Source organism: Flavobacterium soyangense (genome assembly GCF_015277675.1).
Taxonomy (GTDB): Bacteria; Bacteroidota; Bacteroidia; order Flavobacteriales; family Flavobacteriaceae; genus Flavobacterium; species Flavobacterium soyangense.
Window position 1 is genome coordinate 1 of the sequence record NZ_JADHEC010000036.1, and the last position, 20,785, is coordinate 20,785.

Sequence of the window (20,785 nt, forward strand, 5' to 3'; positions counted from 1 at the left end):
AGAATACTGAAATTAATATAGGAAATGCAATTTACAAGCGCATTATACAAAATGAACCTATACAAGTCAAAAATCGACTGATACAACCTACAATAAAAAAAGTTATATAAAGAAAAACGCTTATAGCGGATGTTTAAAATCCTGTTACAAGCGTTTTTTATCGTCTAAAAAACGACGCTAATCAAAATAAGCGATGTTTTTCAGCGCCCTCGTCGCAACTAATGGTTTTTTTTGGTTGTGAATTTTATGTTGGTAATATTCGCAGACTCGATTGCTCGAATAAACAAACACTGCTGTGCGAAGTCTCCCGACTTTGTACCTACTCTTATATGCCGTTGCAACTTTATCAAATTATTTTATGATGGTATTTGTTACCCGTTTTAGTTACCTATTGGGAAGGGTACGAAGTCGGGAGACTTCGCATAGCACCTTTACTTTTAAAAACGTTCGTTTTTATTAAGGAACACTACGTATAGCTGGCAGTAGTAAATTACTCATTTTTTAGTTTTATATTCTTGAAAAATTTAATCCAATTCTCCTTTTGTTCCATTGAAATTTCCTCCATTTTGATTGCTCGAAAGTTTGTATACAACCTTTGTTTACCGATTATGATATACCATAACTGGCTTTCAGGCGTTCTATCATTCTTGAATCTTGGACTTTCAATCGTAAATATTATCCACGGATATTCAGAATTTTCATCTTTCTCAATTAATGTTAGTTTCGCTTTCGGTGCTTGTTGTTGTATTTCTTGATATGCAAAATTTATTGCTTTATCGACAGTAGCATCTTTTTTTCTTTCTACTGAAGTCATATGCCCCAATTCAGTCCAATTCTCTAGTGTTTCATTTGAATGTATAAAATCTATTACACGAATTATTGAATGCTTTTGATCACTTCCAATTTTCCAATTTTCCTGGCTTGTCCAATTTAAAATAATACTTTCTTCTAAATCATCACTTTTACCACAATATTTTTGCAAACATTTATAGGCTTGGATGTCTCCATCAATTTTAGCTTTATTGAAATCTTCACACGCTCCAATTTTATTTCCAGTTTCCTCTCGTAGTAGGCCTCTAAATATAAATATATCAGGTGTTGTTGGGGCAACCTCAATTACCTTATCTAAATCTAATAGTGCTTCTCCATATTTTTGCAGGCTTATTAATGAAACCGCTCGCTTCTCATAGGCTTCTGCATTTTTAGAGTCAATTCTAATTGCATTATCAAAATCTTCAACTGCAGAATTATAATCTCTTAGTGCCATTTGACAAATTCCTTTCTTAAAATAAGCAGTTGCGTAATTTGCGTCTTCAGTTGTAGCTTTTTTAAATTCTTTAATTGCTCCTTTATAATCTTTTTTAGTTTCTTTTGAAATTCCTCTATCAAAATATTCTTTGGCGGTCTGTCCAAAAATTGTAGCTGAAATAATTAAAGCTAAAACTGTCAAAATTCTCTTCATTATACTTGTATATTGGTACTGTTTCTTCGTCTCTTCGGTTTTATTACTGCCAACTTGTATTTATAATCCATTTTAAACCAACAAAAGCTCTCGCATCTTTGTGCAGTCAATAAAAACAAACAAAAAACATACAAATGAAAACATTTACAGTTCCAACAAGAGAGGAAGTTGCACCAGCAAATCAAGACATTTTCGACAGCCTGCAAAAAGCTTTAGGTTTTGTACCAAATTTATATGCCACAATTGCCCATTCTGAAAATGGATTGACAAGATTTTTGGCTTACCAAAACGCTAAAACTTCTTTAAACAACAAAGAAAAAGAAGCCGTAAATTTAATCGTAAGCCAGACAAACGGTTGTGTATATTGTCTAAGCGCTCACTTGGTTTTAGGAAAAATGAATGGCTTTTCAGAAGATCAATTGTTAGACATTAGAAAAGGTAAAAGTACTGATGCTAAATTAAATGTCTTAGTACAATTGGCTGCTGAGATTGCTGAAAACAAAGGAAGAGCTAGTTCAGAAACAGTCGATGCTTTTTTTGGAAATGGATATACTAATGAAAACTTAGTAGATTTAATTCTTCAGGTAAGCGACAAAACAGCTATGAACTTTTTGCATAACCTAACGCAAATTCCTGTAGATTTTCCTTTGGCTCCCGCTTTAGACTAATACGTAAAATACAATTAAAAAAATATTTTTTAATCTTATTTAATTCGAAAAATCCCCACGATTGTAAAATGTGGGGATTTTATTTAATATTCCTTATTTTTAATCTTGCTAACTTTTTAATTATTCCATGGACACAAGATACAAATAATCAAAAATTATAAACAAAATCATGAATTTTTAAATGTAACCCTTAAAAAAATTTTGTCACAAATTCCGTGGTTGGTATTTTTAAAACAAGTTATCGGAAGGATTACTAAAAGCATTAATGAAATAACTTGGTATTAACAACGGATAATTATTAATTTTTTAAGCTGGTATAATTAAGAAAAATTCACTTCCTAACAATTAAAATGCAACATAGAATAAAAAAGGATAAATTATTTGTCAGGATTCTGGAAGTATAACGACTAAACAATTATGGGTTCATTAAAGAATTATTTTACGACAACTGCCATATTGCTTTTTGCACAAAGTGAGAAGACGGAAAGTGTTTTAAAACCAATAACCTTTAAAAAAAAGCAAAACAGTTTATTATGGAAGAAATTAAACGAAAAGGTTTTGCAAACCACCAAAAAAACAAATCTTCCTTACTTTATTTCTGATGAAAACACTCAAATTGGTGCTGCTTTTGGAGAAAAAATAGTTCATTCGATACAAGAAATTTTCGATAAGGGTTTTGATAATGTCATTGTTATTGGGAATGATTGCCCTGAATTAAATGTACATCATTTACTTGAGGCGGCTTGTAAACTGCAAACCTATGATTCCGTTCTTGGGGCGGATTTTAATGGAGGAGCCTATTTAATTGGTGTTTCAAAATCTAGTTTTATTCCGCAAGAATTCGAAATTATTTCTTGGCAAACTCCCTCTGTTTACAGTGAATTACAACTTCTTTTTAGCAAGCAGACCATTTCATTACTTCAGCCTTTAAATGATTGTAATGATACTTTTGATTTTAAAAAAGCAATATATAAACTGCCTTTTTCGAGTTTTTTCAGAAATACGATTCTTTCCCTGCTACAAAAAGTAATTCCTATAAATCATTTTGAAACGTCACTTGTTTCATATGAATTTATCATTTTAACCCACAACAAAGGCTCTCCTATTTGGTTATAAATTCTCGTTTTACATTCCATTATTTATAACTAAATATTTTATACAATGAAACAATTTTTCATTTGGGCTTTGCTATGTGTTTCGACAATTGCTCTCGCCCAAGAAGACCTTACGGTTTCTGTTACCGACTTTGAAACACAAAAACCAGTTTCAGGTCTTACAATTAAATTATTCAATACCTCCCGCAATATTGCCTTACAGCAAAGTACCAATGTACAAGGCAAAGCTATTTTTAGAAATATTCCGGCTTTAGATGGTTATCAAGTAGTTTTTGAAAAAACTAAGGATTATTCGGCTGAAAGTTCGGCTATTTTAAGTGTTCGTTCCAATCAAAATCCAAATGTTACTTTAGTTTTAAGAAAAAACGCTACCCAAGAATTGCAAGAAGTCGTTGTTTCCTCAAACTCAACATCAAAAATTAACCGTCGCGATGCTGAAGTTTCTTTCGAAATGAAAGCTGCCGAGATTCAAGAAATCCCTGTTGAGGGTCGAGACATTACAAGAGTTTTGTATCGATTGCCCAACGTGTCTCAGGCCACAGGGTTTTATCCCGAAGCACCGAATGTAAGCATCAATGGTGCCAATTCATTATTCACTTCCTATTTAATTGATGGATTGGATAATAATGAACGCTTTTTAGGAGGGCAAAAATTTGCTATTCCATCCGGTTTTGTAAAAGACATTACCGTTTTGACCAGTAATTTTTCGGCCGAATATGGGCTTACCGGAAGCGGAGTTATTGATATTACTCCCCGTTCGGGTTCAAATAAAGCAACCGGAGAGGCCTTTTTCATTACAAGACCCGGCCCATCTATTGACGGGAGTTCTTCGTTTGCCCAACGTGATTTGTCAGGGAACCAAGTCAAAGACGGTTTTGCTCGTTATCAAGCCGGTGGTGGTATTGGTGGAGCTTTTGTGAAAGATAAAACTTTCTATTACTTCAATTTTGAGCACACAACCGACGTAAAAGATAATTTGTTAAACGTACCCGCTTTAGGGGTTGCGGAAACCGTGAGAGGAAACAATACGTTTAATTATTTCTCCTCAAAAATTGATCAATCTTGGAATAAAAATTTCCGTAGCTCACTCCGTGCCAATGTTGGAATCATTGATATAGAACGTCAAGGAGGAGGATTAGAAGGCGGTGCTGCTTTTCCGTCTTCGGCAAACACCCAAAAAAGAAACAGTCTTCTATTGGCGCTAAAAAACTCTTATAATTTCGGTAAAATTAGCGGAGAAACCAATGTACAATACAGCCGCTTTAATTGGGATTATGCTAATCCATTGCATTCAAATGACCCACAAGTTGTTGTACGAGGAACGAACGACGAAACGTTAGCTATTTTAGGGCATCCAGGTTATCTGTTCAAGGCTGTTGAAAATACGGTTCAAGTACAGCAAAAATTCAAATATTATTTAAACAATCATACTATAAAATCAGGTTTGAATTTTATCAGGGGAGATCACGAATTGTTTGGCGGTGGAAATCCAAATGGGAATTATACCGTAAAATTAACTCAACCCCAAATTGATGTTATTAGAAATAGCGGTATTGGAAGCGGTTTAAGCATTAATGATATTCCATCTAATGCAACAGTGGTAAATTACAACGTGGAGTTACGTCCGGCATCTTTTGGAACGCATCAAGATATTTATTCGGCATACATTGAAGATTTGTGGTCATTAAACGATAAACTAAATATTACTTTAGGATTGCGTTATGATTACGATAATTTGTCTAAAGGCGGAAGCAATAAAGGGGATTATAACAACTTGGCACCTCGATTCAATTTCAACTATAAACTAACGAACAACAGCAGTATTCGTGGGGGTTATGGTATTGCCTATGACAAAATTAACTATGCACTTTATAGCGATGCATTGCAGCAAAACACCAAATCAGCTGATTACAGGACGGAATTACAACAGTTTATCTATTTAGGTATTTTACCTGCCAATACGAATCTTGATGCTGTTACCTTCAATGGAAATATATCCGCTAATTTATCAAATGTAGGGTACTTACAAGGACCATCAGGAAGTCAATTGCAAAGTCAGCGTGAAGGAGCTTTTTCTAACGAAAGAAGAATTTTGAACCCTAATGGTTATAACAATCCGTATTCACATCAATTTTCGCTGGGTTACCAAGTCCAACTGGATGAAAATAAACTGTTTTTTGTAGATTTGGTTCACAATCGGGGTGAAAATTTATTCCGTTTAAGAAATCTAAATGCGGCTGCCGAATATCCAATTGATCCCAATAACGTAATTATTAGAACTCCAGCCCAAGCGGATGCAACACGACCGATTCCAATAACTAATGGCACAGCAACAATAAACGGCAATACTGTAACAGGGGTTGCAAGAAATGTAGTTGTAAGCGAGACGGAAGGAAAATCGAGATATTATGCTTTGAGTTTAAATTATCAAAAAGCAAGAGGAAATGACAATTATTCGTATCGTTTGAATTACACCCTGTCTTCATTGAAGAACGATACCGAAGATATTAATTTTAGGGCAATGGATGGTAACAATTATGGTAACGAATGGGGTTATTCCATCAATGACAGGACACACAACATCAACGGTATTTACAGTTATTATCCGTTTGCGGGAACTACTATTACTTTAGCGGGATTATTGCAAAGCGGCCAGCCAATTAATCGAATTCCACTAGGTTTTGGAACCACCGATTTGAATGGTGATGGTTCGGGTTTTGGTGATGCCTATCAAGGGAATAGCGACCGTTTCCCAGGAGAAAGCAGAAATAATGATCGTTTGCCTTGGAGTACCACTTTTGATGTTGGAGTACAACATCAATTTAAGGTTTCAAGAAACAATAAAATCGAATTAAGGGCTGATATTTTCAATGTTTTTAATGCCGAAAATTTAAGCGGTTACAGTAACAATGCGACACAAAGTAACCAAATTCAAGGGGGATCTGTTGCAAGCGGTTTGTTTACCCAACGAAATGCTTCGCCTCCAAGACAGTTCCAGTTTGGAGTGAGATACTTGTTTTAAAAGTTTATTATTGATTACCCCTCACAGGTTTCCGAAATTTGTGAGGGTTTAAAAATTAAAAATATGTTTATACTTGATGCAAATAAGCCAAAAGAATTGGCAAACTATTTACAAAAACAACATTGGCTGGGTTTGGATGAAACTATAGTTTCTTTAACAAAACCAGGGGAAGGGAACATGAATTATGTGTTGCGAGTAAATACTGGCAAGAGAACTTTTATCGTAAAACAATCGCGTGGTTATGTCGAAAAATATCCACAAGTACCCGCTCCTGCAAATCGGGTGATTACGGAAGGCGCATTTTATAAAAAGGTTTCAGAAGAGAATAAAGTTCAACAGTATATGCCAAAACTCATCGGGTTAGATGAAATAAACAATGTAATTATTTTAGAAGATTTGGGGTTAACCAATGATTTTACGGTTTTATATGGTATGCAATATCAACTTGAATTAGAGCAACTTAAAGGATTAGTGGCGTATTTGAATGGATTGCATAATTCGTTTCAGAAAACGGTAGTTGATGATGAATTAGCGAATATGGAGCTACGAAGATTAAACCACGAGCATATTTTTCATTATCCCTTTTTAGAAGACAATGGCTTTGATTTAAATACTGTTCAAGATGGATTGAAGGAATTAGCCTTGCCTTATGTAAAAGACCGTCATTTAAAGCAAAAAATAGAAGTATTAGGTTCTTTGTATCTTTCAAAAGGTAAATATCTTTTACACGGGGACTTTTATCCTGGAAGTTGGTTAAAAACCGAAACAGGAATAAAAATCATTGATCCTGAATTTTGTTTTTATGGCTCAAGGGAATTTGATTTAGGAGTTTTGTTGGCACATTTATATTTAACCCAACAAAAGGGCAATTTAATTTCTGGCGTTATTAGTGAATATAAAGCCTATTCAGAATTAAATTTAGAAATTTTAAATAGCTTTGCGGGGATAGAAATTATGCGACGATTAATTGGGTTGGCCCAATTACCGTTGAAAATAGATTTAAAAACCAAAAAACAATTGTTGGAATTTGCTTACCAATTAATTTTAAACAAATAAAAATGAAATTCAAAATATTTCTTTTAACCGTGCTACTCACAAGTTTTTCGCAAGCACAAACCAAAGTTTGGTTTGATACGGATATTATGATTGGAATGCCCGATAAAGAAGCCCGAGAGGTGGACGATGGCATTACTTTGATAATGGCACTCAAGCAACCTCAGATAGAAATTGTGGGTATCAGTAATATCACCTATGTGGATTATGGTTATGGGGTTATTCAAAAAATATTGAATTGGCACAATAAAGGAAAAGCAATCCCTGTATACAAAGGCTCTGCTTTCGCAAACGACTTGGGTGCTGAAAATGATGGAACAAGAGCTTTGTATGAAGCATTAAAAAAGGAAAAATTAACAATTTTGGCGCTCGGGCCAATGACCAATATAGCCACACTGGTTAAAAACCATCCGGATATTATTCCGCAAATTGAACGAGTGGTTATTTGTGCGGCTAGAACACCAGGTTTGCCTTTTAATCCCGGAAATGGAAAATTGAATGTATTCGATTATAACTATGAGTTTGATACAGCATCGATGGATGTCTTATTAAATTCTCCAATTCCATTAGAATTTGCGGGTTATGAACCTAGTTCTTACACGCATATTGGCAAGATTGATTTAGCGAGTTTGGATCTTTCGATCGAAGCTGATAAGTGGTTGTTTGATATCGTACAACCCTGGATGGAATTAAACGAGAAATATTTTGGAGTTCGTGGTTTTATTCCTTTCGATTGTTCAACTTTAGGCATTGTCACCCACCCTGAATATTTTACTTATTATGAAAACATTCCTATAAAAGTAACGTATAAAAAGAACGATGCTTTAGAAATACAGCCAAATAAACCTTTTAAAAATTTCTTGGAAGTTTCTTATGGCTTTAAAACAAAGAAGAAAGTAAAATATGCTCGAAGAGCTTTGCAGGGTTTTGAAGAGAAAATATTGGAAACATTAAGTGCAGCGAGATAAGTTTTTCCGACTAAATAAAACTTACGACAGCCAGTATTTATTGACTTTTTATTGATAGAGTATGTTTGTGGATAAAAAGTCCTTTATTGTGGATGGGTTCATATACCGCTCCTTTTTTTTGTTTGTTGTTAAATTAATCGGTCCTAACCAATTTGCTCTTTTAAGGTTTTCCCTAACATTGATGCTCCAATCCAAGAGTTGATAACCTAAACCGTGATTAATGCAGTTTAAATCAGTGTTGAACTCGAATTTATCAACTGCTCTTTTAGAAAATATTTCAATGACAACCACATTCCACATTTTACTGAATCCTTTGTTCAAATAATCTGAAACGTGACATAATTCGTGTCCTAAAACGCCTATTTGAGCGTTATAATTGAGCTTTTTTAACAATATTGTATCAAGATATTTGGTGCTTTTTTCACTAATCGTAATAATGTAGGTTCTTTTTTTGGCGGAACGAAACATGCTATATAGGGTTGGTCTAGTAGTCAATGGTGTTGTACTATTTTTAATCCTAAATTTTATTTTTGTGTCTTTAAGTTCCGGAAAATAGGACAACGCGATTAGCATTTGATTTTCATATTTTGTCGACAAAACTTTATTGTTTCCAAACCTTGACCTTAAGCTCGCTAAGTTATTGTCCTTCAAACTATCTCGTTTAAATTCTTTTATGATTTCTTGTGCTTTTAAGTCATTTGCAAACAAAACCAAAAGGGCAATGCTTAAAGTTATTTTTAAATATTTCACCATTGTTTATTGTTAAATTTTAAATTAAAGCTAGACATAATTTCCCAAATACATTTCCCAATTATATTGATTGTACAAGATTTTATAATTTGACAAATCCAAATCGAATATTTTTGACAATATACTTTTAATTCCATTTGTACCCTCAAAATCTCCTCTGTACCAATATAACAATTTTGAGGTTTTTATGATTTTATCATTTTGGTCGATAGTTGTTTCAGATACGATAAACGAATACATTGCCTCGTCTAATTGTTCGTCCAGCTTTTTGACAGTATAAAAAGCAATTGGAGGACAACTTTTTGCTCCACAATTCAAGGCAAAATGAATTCGAAAGTCTATTTGTTGGACAGCTAAATTTCTAACTAACAACTTTACAAAAGGATTTGATAAGTAACCCAAACTCCATTTCCACTGGTATTTTCTCAAAATACCGTGTTCAATGTCGTCTAAACTAAATTGCGCTTGGGCAACTTGAATTATTCTTTCGGAAAATAATTTTCTCCCATATGATTTTTTGCGAAAAGAGAGGACTTGAAAATAAGCATTGTAGATATTGATCCAAAAGGTTTTCTTGGCTTCATCCGTAATTAATTGATGGCTAAATTCAATTAAAGAAACACTCCTTAATTTGTGTTCTATACACGAAGTGTCTTCACTTAATTTTACGTTAAGCAATAATTTTTCTGAAAGAAACAATAAAGAATTCGTGTTTTCCATTGCATAAATAATAGCCAACAAATATTCAAATTTCTTGTATTTTGGGTTAGACAAATTTAAAATTCTTTGAAGACGAACAATCAACTCATGTTTTTCATCTTGCTTAGTCTACCGACCATAAATTGTGAAAATCCAAATGGAGTAGCTAAATTGTATTCTTATTTTAGTTTTTTACCTTATCCAAAAAAGCATTCAAAGCCGTCCAATATTCTTGATTGTCTTGATTATTCTTCCACAAGGCTTTTGAGCCATGTTTTCCTTTTCCTTTTGGTATAAATTGTAGTTGACTATTATTTAATGTCATTTTTGTTAACAAGCTTGTTAATTCTGGTGCTTCTTCACTCGACGAAGTGACAAACATCGGCTTACTAAACCCAACTAATTCCTCTTTCAGGGACTTTTTCTGTTCCCCAAAATAATCTCCAGGGCTAAATGCAATTACGGCTTTTATTTTATCACTAGATTTCGCAAAATACAATGCTAAAGCTGAAGAGTAAGAGCTTCCCCAAAGAATAATTTTTTTATTGTATTTTTTGTAAGCAAAATCAATTGCAGCTTGTATGTCTTGCTCTGCATCCAGATAATCAGTTGGTTTTCCCAATTTTATTGCTTTTACAAAAGTTTCATTTTCCTTGTTATTCACAGTACCTCCCGAGCGTTGATCAATAGCAATTAAATTAAAGCCCTTTTTATAAAGTGTTACTGCGATTTCATCGTATTCGGCTTTGTTGTACCTAGCTTGATGGCAAAGTAAAATGACAGGTAATTTGTTATCGTTATGATACAAATTTGCCGAAATTGGCAATCCATCAATAGAAGGGAAACTAATTTTTTGAGGGATAATGTCTTGACTATATGATTTTTTTGAAGTTAAGAATGCTGTCAAAATCAGTAATAGGAGAACTGTGTTTTTCATAATTTATTTATTTTTTAATCAATTTATTACGGCAGAAGTTTTGTTTTTTTTAAACGTTTTATAAAAATTAAAGATATTATAGAAAAGTCAAAATGAAACCCAATATATTTAAATATTAATTTTTGTCCTAAAAAAAATTCTTTGAGGATATAAAAGTACCCCAGACTAAAAATTATCATCTAAAGGTAAGATATTGACAACCCTATCATTTTTAGATTTATGATGAAAACTATATTTTTTTTGTTTCTTCGATGATTTTGGACTTTCTTTCCTGCGTCATTTTTACATTTTTATTTATTTTGGATTTGAAAGAATTATTGATAAGAACATCAATAAATCTGGATTGATTTTCATATGAATCACAACTTTTACAAATTGATTTGTGCAATTGTAATTGTATTTTTTCTTTAAAAGATAATCGGGAAACGATTTGTTTATCTATTAATTGCGTTGTTTTTTCACAAGAATTTATCATTAGTTTCATTATTTTATGAATCATATTCTAATAGAATTGTCGGGTAGATTAATGAGTCCAATTTGTTTCTAAACACTTTTTTAAAAGCAGTTTTGATCTGTGAACAATTTGCCAATAATTAGACACGGTAATTTCTAATTCCTGACAAATTTCATCCGTTTTTTTATCTGTCAAATATTTATACGTTATGGCATCTTTCCATTTTTGAGGTAAATTTTGTATGCAATTCTCGAATACTCTGTTAAATTCAGGATTGTCCAGCAATTCTTCTTCTTGGTTCCAAATTGGATTAATTTCGTTGCTTTGCCAATGTCCGGTTTCGTCAAACAAACCATCAGAAAGTTCGTAGCCTCTATTTTCAGAAATACTGAAAGTTAGTTTAGTTGTTTTGGCACTCAAACGGTAATAATCAATCACTTTATTATTGAGAATAGAAAATAACCAGGTTTTTGGTTGACTTTTACCCTGAAAAGTATCTATTTTATTGAAAGCAGCCATAAACGTTTCTTGCACTAAATCTTCAGCCGTTTCTTTTGATGAAGTCTTGTATAATGCCCAAGTAAAAAGCTCATCACTAAAGTGATTAACCCATTTTTCAAGTATTTTTTTTGAATTTTCTTTGACAATTTCCATAAATAATTTTCTTTGTTGTTTTGGCATCACAAAGATAATTTATTAATTTAGTCTTAATTTGTAAAGTAACCGACAAATTAGGTTAAAATTTACGGCTTATTTTGCTAAAAATTAATAACATACTTATGAAAACAAAATTTTTAGGTTTTTCTTTATTATTACTAAGTTTATACAGTTGCAATTCAAACGGGCAAACTAAAAAATTGTCTACTGAACCAAAACCAGGCAAGGCCATTGCTGTCTTTGCCGAAGGTTGTTTTTGGTGTAGCGAACACGTTTTTGAAGCAATAGCAGGTGTAGACGAAGCTGTTTCAGGTTACACAGGAGGAACTACCAAAAACCCTTCTTATGAACAAGTTGGAGGCGAACAAACAGGTCATGCCGAATCTGTTTTGGTTTATTATGACCCAAAAGTTGTTAGTTATAGCCAACTAGTCGATGCCTTTTTTGCGTCACAAGACCCAACAACTCCCAATCAACAAGGTCCTGATAGAGGGCCATCCTATCGTTCAATTGCTTTTTATAGAAATGAAGCCGAAAAAAGTATTATTAAAGCTAAAATTTCAGAATTAGAAAGAAAAAAGGTTTTCTCGAATCCTATTGTAACAGAAATTAAGCCTTTGTCTGATTTTTACAAAGCAGAAGATTATCACCAAAATTATATTAAGTTACATTCTAACGGTGAAAACCCTTACGTAACTAACGTTTCTATTCCTAGATATGAGCTTTTTAAAAAGACATTTAAAGGTAAATTAAAAGCAAAATCATAAATAATAAAAAAAATGAAACTACACACGCAAATAGCAGGAATCTCATTATTATTGATATCGATAGTGGCTTGCATGGGATCCAAAAATAAAGAAGTTAAAGATTTGCCCTTAGCAATTCAACAGGGATTATCATTGTCCGATACATCACTTGTAAAAGTAGTAAAAACGGATGCTCAATGGAAAAAGGATCTAACGCCAAATCAGTATTTTATTTTAAGGGAACAAGGAACAGAACCACCTTTTAATAATGAATATCACGACAATCACGCCGAAGGATATTACTTTTGTGCGGGTTGCAAATTGCCTTTGTTCTCTTCAAAAACAAAATTTGATTCAGGAACAGGCTGGCCAAGTTTTTACGCCCCTATACAAAAAAACAGAGTAAAAGAAGTTGTAGATAGAAGCTACGGAACCGTTAGAGGCGAAATAGTATGCGCAAGATGTGAAGGGCATTTAGGACACGTTTTTGATGATGGACCGGCTCCAACAGGACTGAGATATTGTATGGATTCAGGAGCCTTATTATTCTTGAAATCGAAATAATTTTTACAAATAATTTTGAAAACCGTCTTGTTGTACAAGACGGTTTTTTTTATGCAAAATAATGCTACATTTTAAAAACACTTTTTTATAAGTGCTTCAACGGGTTTGTTTTGCGGAGTATAATCTTCATTGCCTAATCCTCCTGAAGTTTCGTTCTTTGGATACCATTTCCACAAAAATGCTCCTTTAAACCAACTTTTGTTTGCAAATGCCTCAAAAAATCCCTGATACGCATTGGTTTGTGCTTGAAAATTTAAGTTTGTTGATGTAGGATTCCAAGGTTCAAAAGTAGTTTTGTCGACACTTTTATAACCAATTTCGGTAAAAATCACATTTTTGCTAAATGTATTTCGGAGTTGATTAATTTTATTTATGTGAGCATTCCAGTTCGTTACAACTTCATCAACCGTTGGAGTTATTGAGTTTGACACGGGGAAATAAGCATCAATGCCTATATAGTCAAGTTTGTCCCAAAATGGCACTTGTAAATATTCGTCCCAGTTGGCGGCATAAATTAATTTTCCGCGATACACTTTTCTAACTCTATCAATTAAATCATTCCAAAAGGCAGGCCTATTTTGGACTACTAATTTCATTTCGGTTCCAATACAAAACATTTCGATACCCAAAGTTTCTGATAATGTTGCAAAATGCAAAATGTAATTGCGATAGTCGTTTTCCCAGATTAACCAATCACTTTCAGATGACAGCGTAAAAACACCAGTATAAGATCCCATAACCCATAATTGTGGCTTCATCATTGTTTTGATTCCTCTGGATTTTGCCAAATTTGTCGTGGTCGTTATTCCAAGATCAGATTCTCCCCACCAAGAGTTTACGGGGTCAAATCGGACAGTTGGTGAATTTAATTTACAAAACGCAAAAGGTACTTGGGATATCCAACCACAATTTATATTAGCTAATGGAATAATATTATCGATGTTAATTGGAGAATTTGTTGCTACATAGTTTACTCCTTTTATATCAAAATTAGCAACTACTGGTTCTTTTATTGCAGGTCGTTGAGCTATGGTATCTTGATTAGAATTACAAGAAAAGATAGAAAAAAGAATGCCTATATATACAATTTGTAGATTCATAATTTTAATTTTTAGAATACCATTTATTAATAATTTTTTGGACTGGCTTGTTCTGTGGGGAATAATCTGAATTTAATTCCTTCTCGACAGCATTTTCGTCATACCATTTCCAAACAAATCCCCCAGCTACAAAATCGGTTTGCCAGATAGTGTTATAAAAGGCGGAATAGGCATTTTCTTGTGCTTTTAAATTTATGTTTTTAGAATTTGCTGTTTTTTCAAATTCCCATTGTTTATTGGCAGCAAAATCAACGCTTCGATAACCGTATTCGGTGAAAATAATTTTCTTCATGTACTTTTCGCTAAATAATTTTAATCGCATACTAATGGTTTTCCACTTTGGTTCTAAATCTTCGATTTGCGGTGTTTTTTTGTCGGATAATGGAAAATAGCCATCAATACCAATATAATCTAACTTGTCCCAAAACTTAATATGCTCATATTCGTCCCAATTTGCTGCATAAGTAAGTTTTCCTTTATAGACTTTCCTAATTTCACGGATTAGATTTTCGAAAAATTTAGGGTGATTACTGGTATATGTTTTCAATTCGGTGCCAATTGATAGCATTTCCACATCCAAGCTATCTGCAATTCTGGCCAAATACAGTAAATGATTTTTATAATTTTCTTCCCAATTGTTCATTGTTTTGCCACTTAAGTCAAAATCTCCAGCCCAACCAATATTATTTACCCAATAATGCGGTTTTAATAAAATTTTCAAATGGGTTTCCTTTGCTTTTTTAATGGCAGAAATCATCCCAATTTCAGTATCTCCGTACCAATTTTTAGGAGAGTTGTACTCAATTTTACTGCTGTTCGCATTCAAAAAGCTAAATGGGCAAATGGCAATCCAATTGGAGTTTATATTTTTTAAATTATCAATTCCTGATAATTTACTTTTATTTTTTGGGGAAACAAAATTAACGCCTTTTATTTTGTTTAATGAAATTCCCTGTGAAAAACAGAAGCAGTGCATAAAAATTAAAAGCAGAATGGTTTTCTTCATCGTAAAATTATAGCGGATTTGTTAATATGTTACTATTGGATTTTTTTGTTATTTCATAAAAAAATATTCCGTAAACTACTGAATATTCAACAATTAGCAAAAAAATACTCTCCTTAAATTCAGGATTGGAATAGGCAAAATAACTCAATATAATTAGAAAACTCCATACTATTGGAAACTTGAATTTTGTAAAAACCCCAATCACAACCAGATTAATTATATACCAAGGATGGACAGTTGTCGATGTAAAAAAATAGACGCTTAAAACGATTAGAATATTTTGAAGCAAGTCCGATGTTGATTTGCATTTTCCAAAAAAGGCATTATAAATTAAGTATAAAATCATCAAAATGGGAATTATTTTTCCGGTGGTATGAATAACATTATACCCCGTAATCCAAAAACCAATTTCACGAATAACGTAGTAAATACTGGCGTTGAATTCGAAATTAGTAAACCATAAACCAATCGTTTCGGAATAGTTATGAATCAATTCGGGAGACAAAAACGGTAAAAAAAAGATTAGATTTATTCCGATTACAATTCCATAAAATACTATACTTTTTTTAAACCCAAATTTTTGAAAAAACAATGGTAAAAATAACAGTGGTAATAGTTTGGTTGAAATTGATAAACCCAATACCAGTGCGGCCCATTTCCATTTACCTTGATGCAACAGGTACATACTGCCAACGAAAAAAAACAACATCACCCCTTCGAAATGGAGGTTTCCCGTGAGTTCTATAAGCACCAAAGGATTTAGAAAATACCAAAACATTTTGTTGGGGTTTTGATTAAGTGCCAACAATAATTTTCGCCCAAAATAATAAATTCCAATATCTGCCAAAATGATTACTATCCTAAAAACTAAAATAGAACCAAGGATTGATTTCCCCGTAAGCACTCCTGCCAAAGCAAAAATAAATTGATTAAAAGGAGGGTAATTAGAAAAATGAGAAGCACTTAAACTTCCCATTTTTTCATACAAAATTCCTGCTTGCGGGAAAGTGGCAATGGAATTTATTATTTGATTTGGTAAAAATCCGTATGGATTTATTCCGGTTGCTATCAACCGTCCATCCCATATAAATCGATAAAAATCCTGAGAAAGAAATGGTGTTGAAAAAAGAAGTATAATTCTAAAAAATAGTCCGATTTTAAAATAGTAAACTGAACTTATTCCATTGGTTTTAATTAAATAATAGGTCGAAACAAAAGCCGTTGCATACAGTAAAAAAAGAATTCCGAACTGTTGCCTTTCAAAAAAATAGCCCAAAACAGAATAACAAATTACCAGTAAAAACGCCAGTATAAAAGTAAGATATTTAGGATTTATTGAGAGCAACTTAGTTTGATTTTACAGATTGCACGAAAACATAGCTATAACCAAAAAGCAGCATCAGATGAAACGGATACAAGGCATAATCATTGAGCTTGAAACCACTGTACAATCCGAAAAGGAAATAAAAAATCAACAGTCCTTCGACAATTGTATTTTTTGATATTTTTCTGGACATATAAATATTGTCTTTCCATTTTTCTTTTAATGTTTCGATATTAAATTTTGGCGTCCTCACAAATTCACTTTTTTTCCCAATAAATCCTTCTAAAACAGCAATCGAATTTTGAAATGAAAATCCCATCGCAATGGAATAAAAGGTAAAAAACAAGCCAACATATTTGAGAAAATTTTTAAATCCGCTTCCTTGTATATTCTTGAAAGTAAACCAATAACAAGTGAAAAAAATCACGGATGTTATTATAAAAAAAGTCATTATATCAAAAAATAGTTTAATGTGATCAAAATAATTTTTCACAAAAAGCATTGGAACACTCAAAATTGACATTGCAAAAATTGCCAAAAACATGGAACTATTCAGTAAATGCAAAATTCCGTGAAACTTAGTTTTGGCTGTGATCGTCTTAGAATGGATGACTTTCGAAGCCATTTTTTTGAAATTTTCGGCACCGCCTTTGTTCCATCTAAATTGTTGAGAACGAGCAGCACTAATTATTGCCGGTAATTCAGCAGGCGTTTCTACGTCTTCGAGGTATACAAATTTCCAGTTTTTTAGTTGTGCGCGATAACTCAAATCCAAATCTTCAGTCAGCGTATCACTTTCCCAATTTCCAGCATCGATGATACAGGATTTTCGCCAAATTCCAGCCGTTCCGTTAAAATTAATACAATGTTGTTTCGAATTTCTTCCTGTTTGCTCTAGTGTAAAATGCGCATCGAGTGCAAAAGCTTGAATTCTAGTAAGTACGGAATAATTTCTGTTTAAATGTCCCCATCGGGTTTGCACAACACCGACTTTAGGATCTTTAAAACTTGGAATTGTCTTAAAAAGCCAATCTTTTTGAGGCATAAAATCCGCATCAAAAATAGCTATAAATTCACCTTTGGCAGTCAACAAGCCTTCTTTTAATGCGCCTGCTTTATAGCCCGTCCTAATTTGTCGAGTAATGTGTTTGATATCGATACCTTGATCGGCATATTTATTGACTAAATTTATAGTTTGTAAGACGCTGTCGTCAGTACTGTCATCAAGCACTTGAATTTCGAGTTTGCCTTTTGGATAATCCATTAATACAATATTGTCTATTAGCCGTTGTACCACATATTTTTCATTATAAATGGGTAATTGTATGGTCACCAGAGGAATTTCATCAGGATTAGAAAAATTAAATTTTTCTAATTGTAACGTGCTTTTTTTACTTTGCAAATAGTTGATAAGCAAGTTAAGTTGTGCCAAACTATAAAAAAATATCAATAGGATAGCCAGACTATAAAAAAACAATGTAAGATACGAAAGAATTAAAACCATATTTATTTTTTGAAAGTATATTTAATAATCCAACTAATTATTTTTATTCCAGCCATAACCGTACCTTTTATGGTGCCAGAGACTTTAGAAACACCAATTCGGTTTTTGTAATGTACAGGTATTTCTGTGTAAGGAATATTTTTCTTTAACACTTTTAGTTGCATTTCGACCGTCCAACCATAAGTTTTGTCTTGCATATCCAAATCTAAAAGCGTTGAATATCGAATAGCTCGAAAGGGACCCAAATCAGTGAATTTTGCATTAAAAAGCAATTTCATCAAGAAAGTTGCTAACCAATTTCCAAAAATTTGCTGCGGTGTCATTGATCCTTTTTCGCGAAGATTCGCAACTCGAGCTCCAACTACAAAATTTACCTTTCCTCCTACTATTGGAGCAATAATTTTGCTTAATTCCTCTGGATAATCTGAATAATCACCATCTAGAAAAACTATGATATCTGGTTTTGATTCATGTTTAGCAATGTATTCAAGCCCTTTTAAACAAGCATAGCCATATCCTTTTTTGCTTTCTGAAAGGACTGTCGCTCCCGCTTTTTTTGCCTCTTTAGCAGTATTGTCTGTAGAATTGTTGTTTATTACAATTATTTCATTAACAAATTTAGGAATTTCCTTGATTACATTTCCTATTGCTTTTTCTTCATTATAAGCAGGAATAATTACTTTTATAATGCTCATAATAAATATATTGGATTGTCCTTTTTAAATTCCTTTATTGAATTCCATTGCTTAATTTTTTTGCCCATTTGGTATTTTTCAGCTCGAATAATTGCTCCGTCTTTATAAATTAAACAAAGCCCATGCATTTTATCATTTGCAAATTCACATTTTTTACTTACTTCATCTTTAATATTATAAAAAATCCACCATTTACTTTTTTTATTGTTTGCAAAATGGCCTTCTTCTTTTTTGTCGCCGTTTTCGTAATAATACAACCAATAATCAACCTTTTGGCCTTCTATTAACCAGCCCTCGGATTTTATTTTTCCATTTCCAAAATACTCTTTGAAATATACTTTTTGCCCTGAAACTCGTATGCAAGATAGGAGAATAAGCAGGTAAATTAATTTATGCATTTATCAATTTTTTACCACAAAATTTTTCAATTCTCTCAAATAAATCTGTGGTAATTTGTAAAATTTATTTTTATTTATTGTTAATCAAATCCATAAGATTAACATCGTTTCCTAACAAAATGTCGTTGGAATTAATTCTTCCTGTTGGCGTATCGTTTTCTAATTTCAATACACCTCGAGGGCAAACTGCTGAGCAAATTCCGCAACCCACACAAGAAGAACGCACTATATTTTCACCTTTTTGGGCATAACTGCGAACATCAATTCCCATTTCGCAATGTGTCGAACAATTTCCGCAAGAAATGCATTGTCCACCATTAGTGGTGATTCTAAATTTAGAAAATAAACGTTGTTGTAAACCTAAAATCGCTGCCATTGGGCAACCAAAACGACACCAAACCCGGTTTCCTAATATTGGATAAAATCCCACACCAACTACGCCACTGAACGCCGAACCAATTGCAAAACCATACCATTCCCGAAGTTTGTTACTATCAATAAAAAGTATATTTTGATTTCCAGAAAAGAAATTTATCAATAAAGAAATAATTATTATTGCAACTAACGACAACATTGTAAATTTTGCGTCAGCATCCAAATCATTGCGCTTAAAAATGTATAAAACACTGGTAAACACAACTAAAAAAACGACAATTCCGTATACAAATTGGTTTCTTGTGATAATGCTCAACTCTGGATTATTAGATAAAAAAGTAAAAATCACCGCAATTGTCATAACAAATGAAAAAACTAAAACGGAATGAATCAACCAGCGTTCAATTTTCCAAGCCTTTTGAGTAGAACTAGATAAATGACGAAAGCTGTCCCCAGCCGTTTCGGCTAAACCTCCGCAACCACAAACCCAAGAGCAATACCAACGTTTCCCATAGAAATATGTTAAAATTGGCGAAATAATAAATATCATTGCAATCCCGAAAACCAACATAAACATTCCAAGATTTCCACCATGCAATAACGCTTTTAAATGCCAATCATTAAAAAAATAATAATTAAGGGGCCACATATTTTTCAAATCTTTGGCAAAATATTCTTTTCCGGGATTTAGTTTTTCGAGAATTTCGGGTATCAAAAAAGCAAAACCCAATTGAAAAAACATTACGGAAATCGTTCTAACCAGTTGGTATTTGTTATGCCTGTATTTTAAGATAAATTTATAACCCAAACCCAGAATCGCAACGGTATACATTGATCCGTAAACAAACCATTGGCTGGCAATTTTACCGTTTAAAAACAAACTCAATGGGTCGAAAAAACCGACAATTCCAGTATTTTCGGCTCCGTTTTCTCCAAGACCCAAATATTTTGGAAACCAATATAAAGCGATATAAAAACTGGTAAGTAAGATGCCGATTATCCATGCAAAAACGCCCCTGTTTGTAAGTGATTTTTGAAAAAGGCCGTTATTACTAATTCCTTCAGGTCGAGATAAATAGGTACTTCTGGCATATAGTATAATCCCAATAAAAATGGATGCTATGGAAATTGTAAACCAAACTGTCTTATTTGGAAACGAAACATTAAAAAAGGCCAATACCAAGATAAATAAACCAATAAACCCTATTGCTAAACCTAATTTTTGAATACTGCTCAATTTATTGTTTTGATGCGATGCGATAGAAATATTTCCTGTTAATTTGCTCAT

20 protein-coding genes are annotated in these 20,785 nt (G+C 32.8%); 7 read left to right on the forward strand and 13 right to left on the reverse strand.

The window, feature by feature from the left end:
- Nucleotides 1-490: 490 nt before the first annotated feature.
- Entirely contained in the window at nucleotides 491-1,462 is a 972-nt protein-coding gene (locus IR213_RS13480) for a tetratricopeptide repeat protein (protein WP_194312826.1), read from the reverse strand.
- Between the two features lie 134 nt (nucleotides 1,463-1,596).
- On the opposite strand from IR213_RS13480, the gene IR213_RS13485 reads away from it, so the two are divergent.
- From IR213_RS13485 to IR213_RS13505, 5 genes are all read left to right on the forward strand, one after another.
- Nucleotides 1,597-2,130 (forward strand): carboxymuconolactone decarboxylase family protein, encoded by a 534-nt coding sequence (locus IR213_RS13485; RefSeq protein WP_194312827.1) that lies wholly within the window; start codon nucleotides 1,597-1,599, stop codon nucleotides 2,128-2,130.
- Nucleotides 2,131-2,547: 417 nt separating this feature from the next.
- On the forward strand, nucleotides 2,548-3,246 hold the full coding sequence (locus IR213_RS13490) for a TIGR04282 family arsenosugar biosynthesis glycosyltransferase (protein ID WP_194312828.1): 699 nt from the start codon (nucleotides 2,548-2,550) through the stop codon (nucleotides 3,244-3,246).
- 45 nt (nucleotides 3,247-3,291) lie between these two features.
- The gene (locus IR213_RS13495; RefSeq protein WP_194312829.1) at nucleotides 3,292-6,267 is read left to right on the forward strand and encodes a TonB-dependent receptor; all 2,976 of its coding nucleotides are present in this window, start codon (nucleotides 3,292-3,294) and stop codon (nucleotides 6,265-6,267) included.
- Between the two features lie 63 nt (nucleotides 6,268-6,330).
- The gene (locus tag IR213_RS13500; protein ID WP_194312830.1) at nucleotides 6,331-7,323 is read left to right on the forward strand and encodes a phosphotransferase; all 993 of its coding nucleotides are present in this window, start codon (nucleotides 6,331-6,333) and stop codon (nucleotides 7,321-7,323) included.
- A gap of 2 nt (nucleotides 7,324-7,325) precedes the next feature.
- Nucleotides 7,326-8,288, forward strand: coding sequence for a nucleoside hydrolase (locus tag IR213_RS13505; protein WP_194312831.1), 963 nt, complete (start codon nucleotides 7,326-7,328; stop codon nucleotides 8,286-8,288).
- A 48-nt stretch (nucleotides 8,289-8,336) separates the two neighbouring features.
- On the opposite strand, the gene IR213_RS13510 is transcribed toward IR213_RS13505, so the two are convergent.
- The 5 genes from IR213_RS13510 to IR213_RS13530 all read right to left on the reverse strand — a co-directional run bounded on the left by IR213_RS13510 (nucleotide 8,337) and on the right by IR213_RS13530 (nucleotide 11,809).
- On the reverse strand, nucleotides 8,337-9,041 hold the full coding sequence (locus tag IR213_RS13510) for a hypothetical protein (RefSeq protein ID WP_194312832.1): 705 nt from the start codon (nucleotides 9,039-9,041) through the stop codon (nucleotides 8,337-8,339).
- A gap of 27 nt (nucleotides 9,042-9,068) precedes the next feature.
- Nucleotides 9,069-9,812 (reverse strand): DUF547 domain-containing protein, encoded by a 744-nt coding sequence (locus IR213_RS13515; RefSeq protein ID WP_194312833.1) that lies wholly within the window; start codon nucleotides 9,810-9,812, stop codon nucleotides 9,069-9,071.
- A 109-nt stretch (nucleotides 9,813-9,921) separates the two neighbouring features.
- Complete coding sequence (locus tag IR213_RS13520; protein ID WP_194312834.1) at nucleotides 9,922-10,674, reverse strand: alpha/beta hydrolase; 753 nt, start codon at nucleotides 10,672-10,674, stop codon at nucleotides 9,922-9,924.
- Nucleotides 10,675-10,903: 229 nt separating this feature from the next.
- A complete protein-coding gene (locus tag IR213_RS13525; protein ID WP_194312835.1) occupies nucleotides 10,904-11,158 on the reverse strand; it encodes a hypothetical protein in 255 nt (84 codons plus the stop codon).
- A gap of 39 nt (nucleotides 11,159-11,197) precedes the next feature.
- The gene (locus IR213_RS13530; RefSeq protein ID WP_228479192.1) at nucleotides 11,198-11,809 is read right to left on the reverse strand and encodes a sigma-70 family RNA polymerase sigma factor; all 612 of its coding nucleotides are present in this window, start codon (nucleotides 11,807-11,809) and stop codon (nucleotides 11,198-11,200) included.
- A gap of 98 nt (nucleotides 11,810-11,907) precedes the next feature.
- Between IR213_RS13530 and msrA the strand changes: the two genes are divergently transcribed.
- Both msrA and msrB read left to right on the forward strand, forming a co-directional pair.
- On the forward strand, nucleotides 11,908-12,552 hold the full coding sequence (gene msrA / locus IR213_RS13535; RefSeq protein WP_194312836.1) for a peptide-methionine (S)-S-oxide reductase MsrA: 645 nt from the start codon (nucleotides 11,908-11,910) through the stop codon (nucleotides 12,550-12,552).
- A 12-nt stretch (nucleotides 12,553-12,564) separates the two neighbouring features.
- Nucleotides 12,565-13,095 (forward strand): peptide-methionine (R)-S-oxide reductase MsrB, encoded by a 531-nt coding sequence (msrB, locus tag IR213_RS13540; protein ID WP_194312837.1) that lies wholly within the window; start codon nucleotides 12,565-12,567, stop codon nucleotides 13,093-13,095.
- A 71-nt stretch (nucleotides 13,096-13,166) separates the two neighbouring features.
- On the opposite strand, the gene IR213_RS13545 is transcribed toward msrB, so the two are convergent.
- The 7 genes from IR213_RS13545 to IR213_RS13575 form a co-directional block, all read right to left on the reverse strand.
- On the reverse strand, nucleotides 13,167-14,195 hold the full coding sequence (locus tag IR213_RS13545) for a glycoside hydrolase family 113 (RefSeq protein WP_194312838.1): 1,029 nt from the start codon (nucleotides 14,193-14,195) through the stop codon (nucleotides 13,167-13,169).
- Nucleotides 14,196-14,199: 4 nt separating this feature from the next.
- Entirely contained in the window at nucleotides 14,200-15,201 is a 1,002-nt protein-coding gene (locus tag IR213_RS13550; RefSeq protein ID WP_194312839.1) for a glycoside hydrolase family 113, read from the reverse strand.
- Nucleotides 15,202-15,208: 7 nt separating this feature from the next.
- Nucleotides 15,209-16,546: a polyprenol phosphomannose-dependent alpha 1,6 mannosyltransferase MptB gene (gene mptB, locus IR213_RS13555; protein WP_228479193.1), complete on the reverse strand. Its 1,338-nt coding sequence runs from the start codon at nucleotides 16,544-16,546 to the stop codon at nucleotides 15,209-15,211.
- A 1-nt stretch (nucleotide 16,547) separates the two neighbouring features.
- Complete coding sequence (locus tag IR213_RS13560) at nucleotides 16,548-18,029, reverse strand: cellulose synthase family protein (RefSeq protein ID WP_194312840.1); 1,482 nt, start codon at nucleotides 18,027-18,029, stop codon at nucleotides 16,548-16,550.
- A 2-nt stretch (nucleotides 18,030-18,031) separates the two neighbouring features.
- Nucleotides 18,032-18,724 (reverse strand): glycosyltransferase family 2 protein, encoded by a 693-nt coding sequence (locus IR213_RS13565; RefSeq protein WP_194312841.1) that lies wholly within the window; start codon nucleotides 18,722-18,724, stop codon nucleotides 18,032-18,034.
- On the reverse strand, nucleotides 18,721-19,122 hold the full coding sequence (locus IR213_RS13570; RefSeq protein ID WP_194312842.1) for a toxin-antitoxin system YwqK family antitoxin: 402 nt from the start codon (nucleotides 19,120-19,122) through the stop codon (nucleotides 18,721-18,723). Before IR213_RS13570 ends, IR213_RS13565 begins: the two co-directional genes overlap by 4 nt.
- Nucleotides 19,123-19,192: 70 nt before the next feature.
- Nucleotides 19,193-20,785, reverse strand: coding sequence for a 4Fe-4S binding protein (locus IR213_RS13575; protein WP_194312843.1), 1,593 nt, complete (start codon nucleotides 20,783-20,785; stop codon nucleotides 19,193-19,195).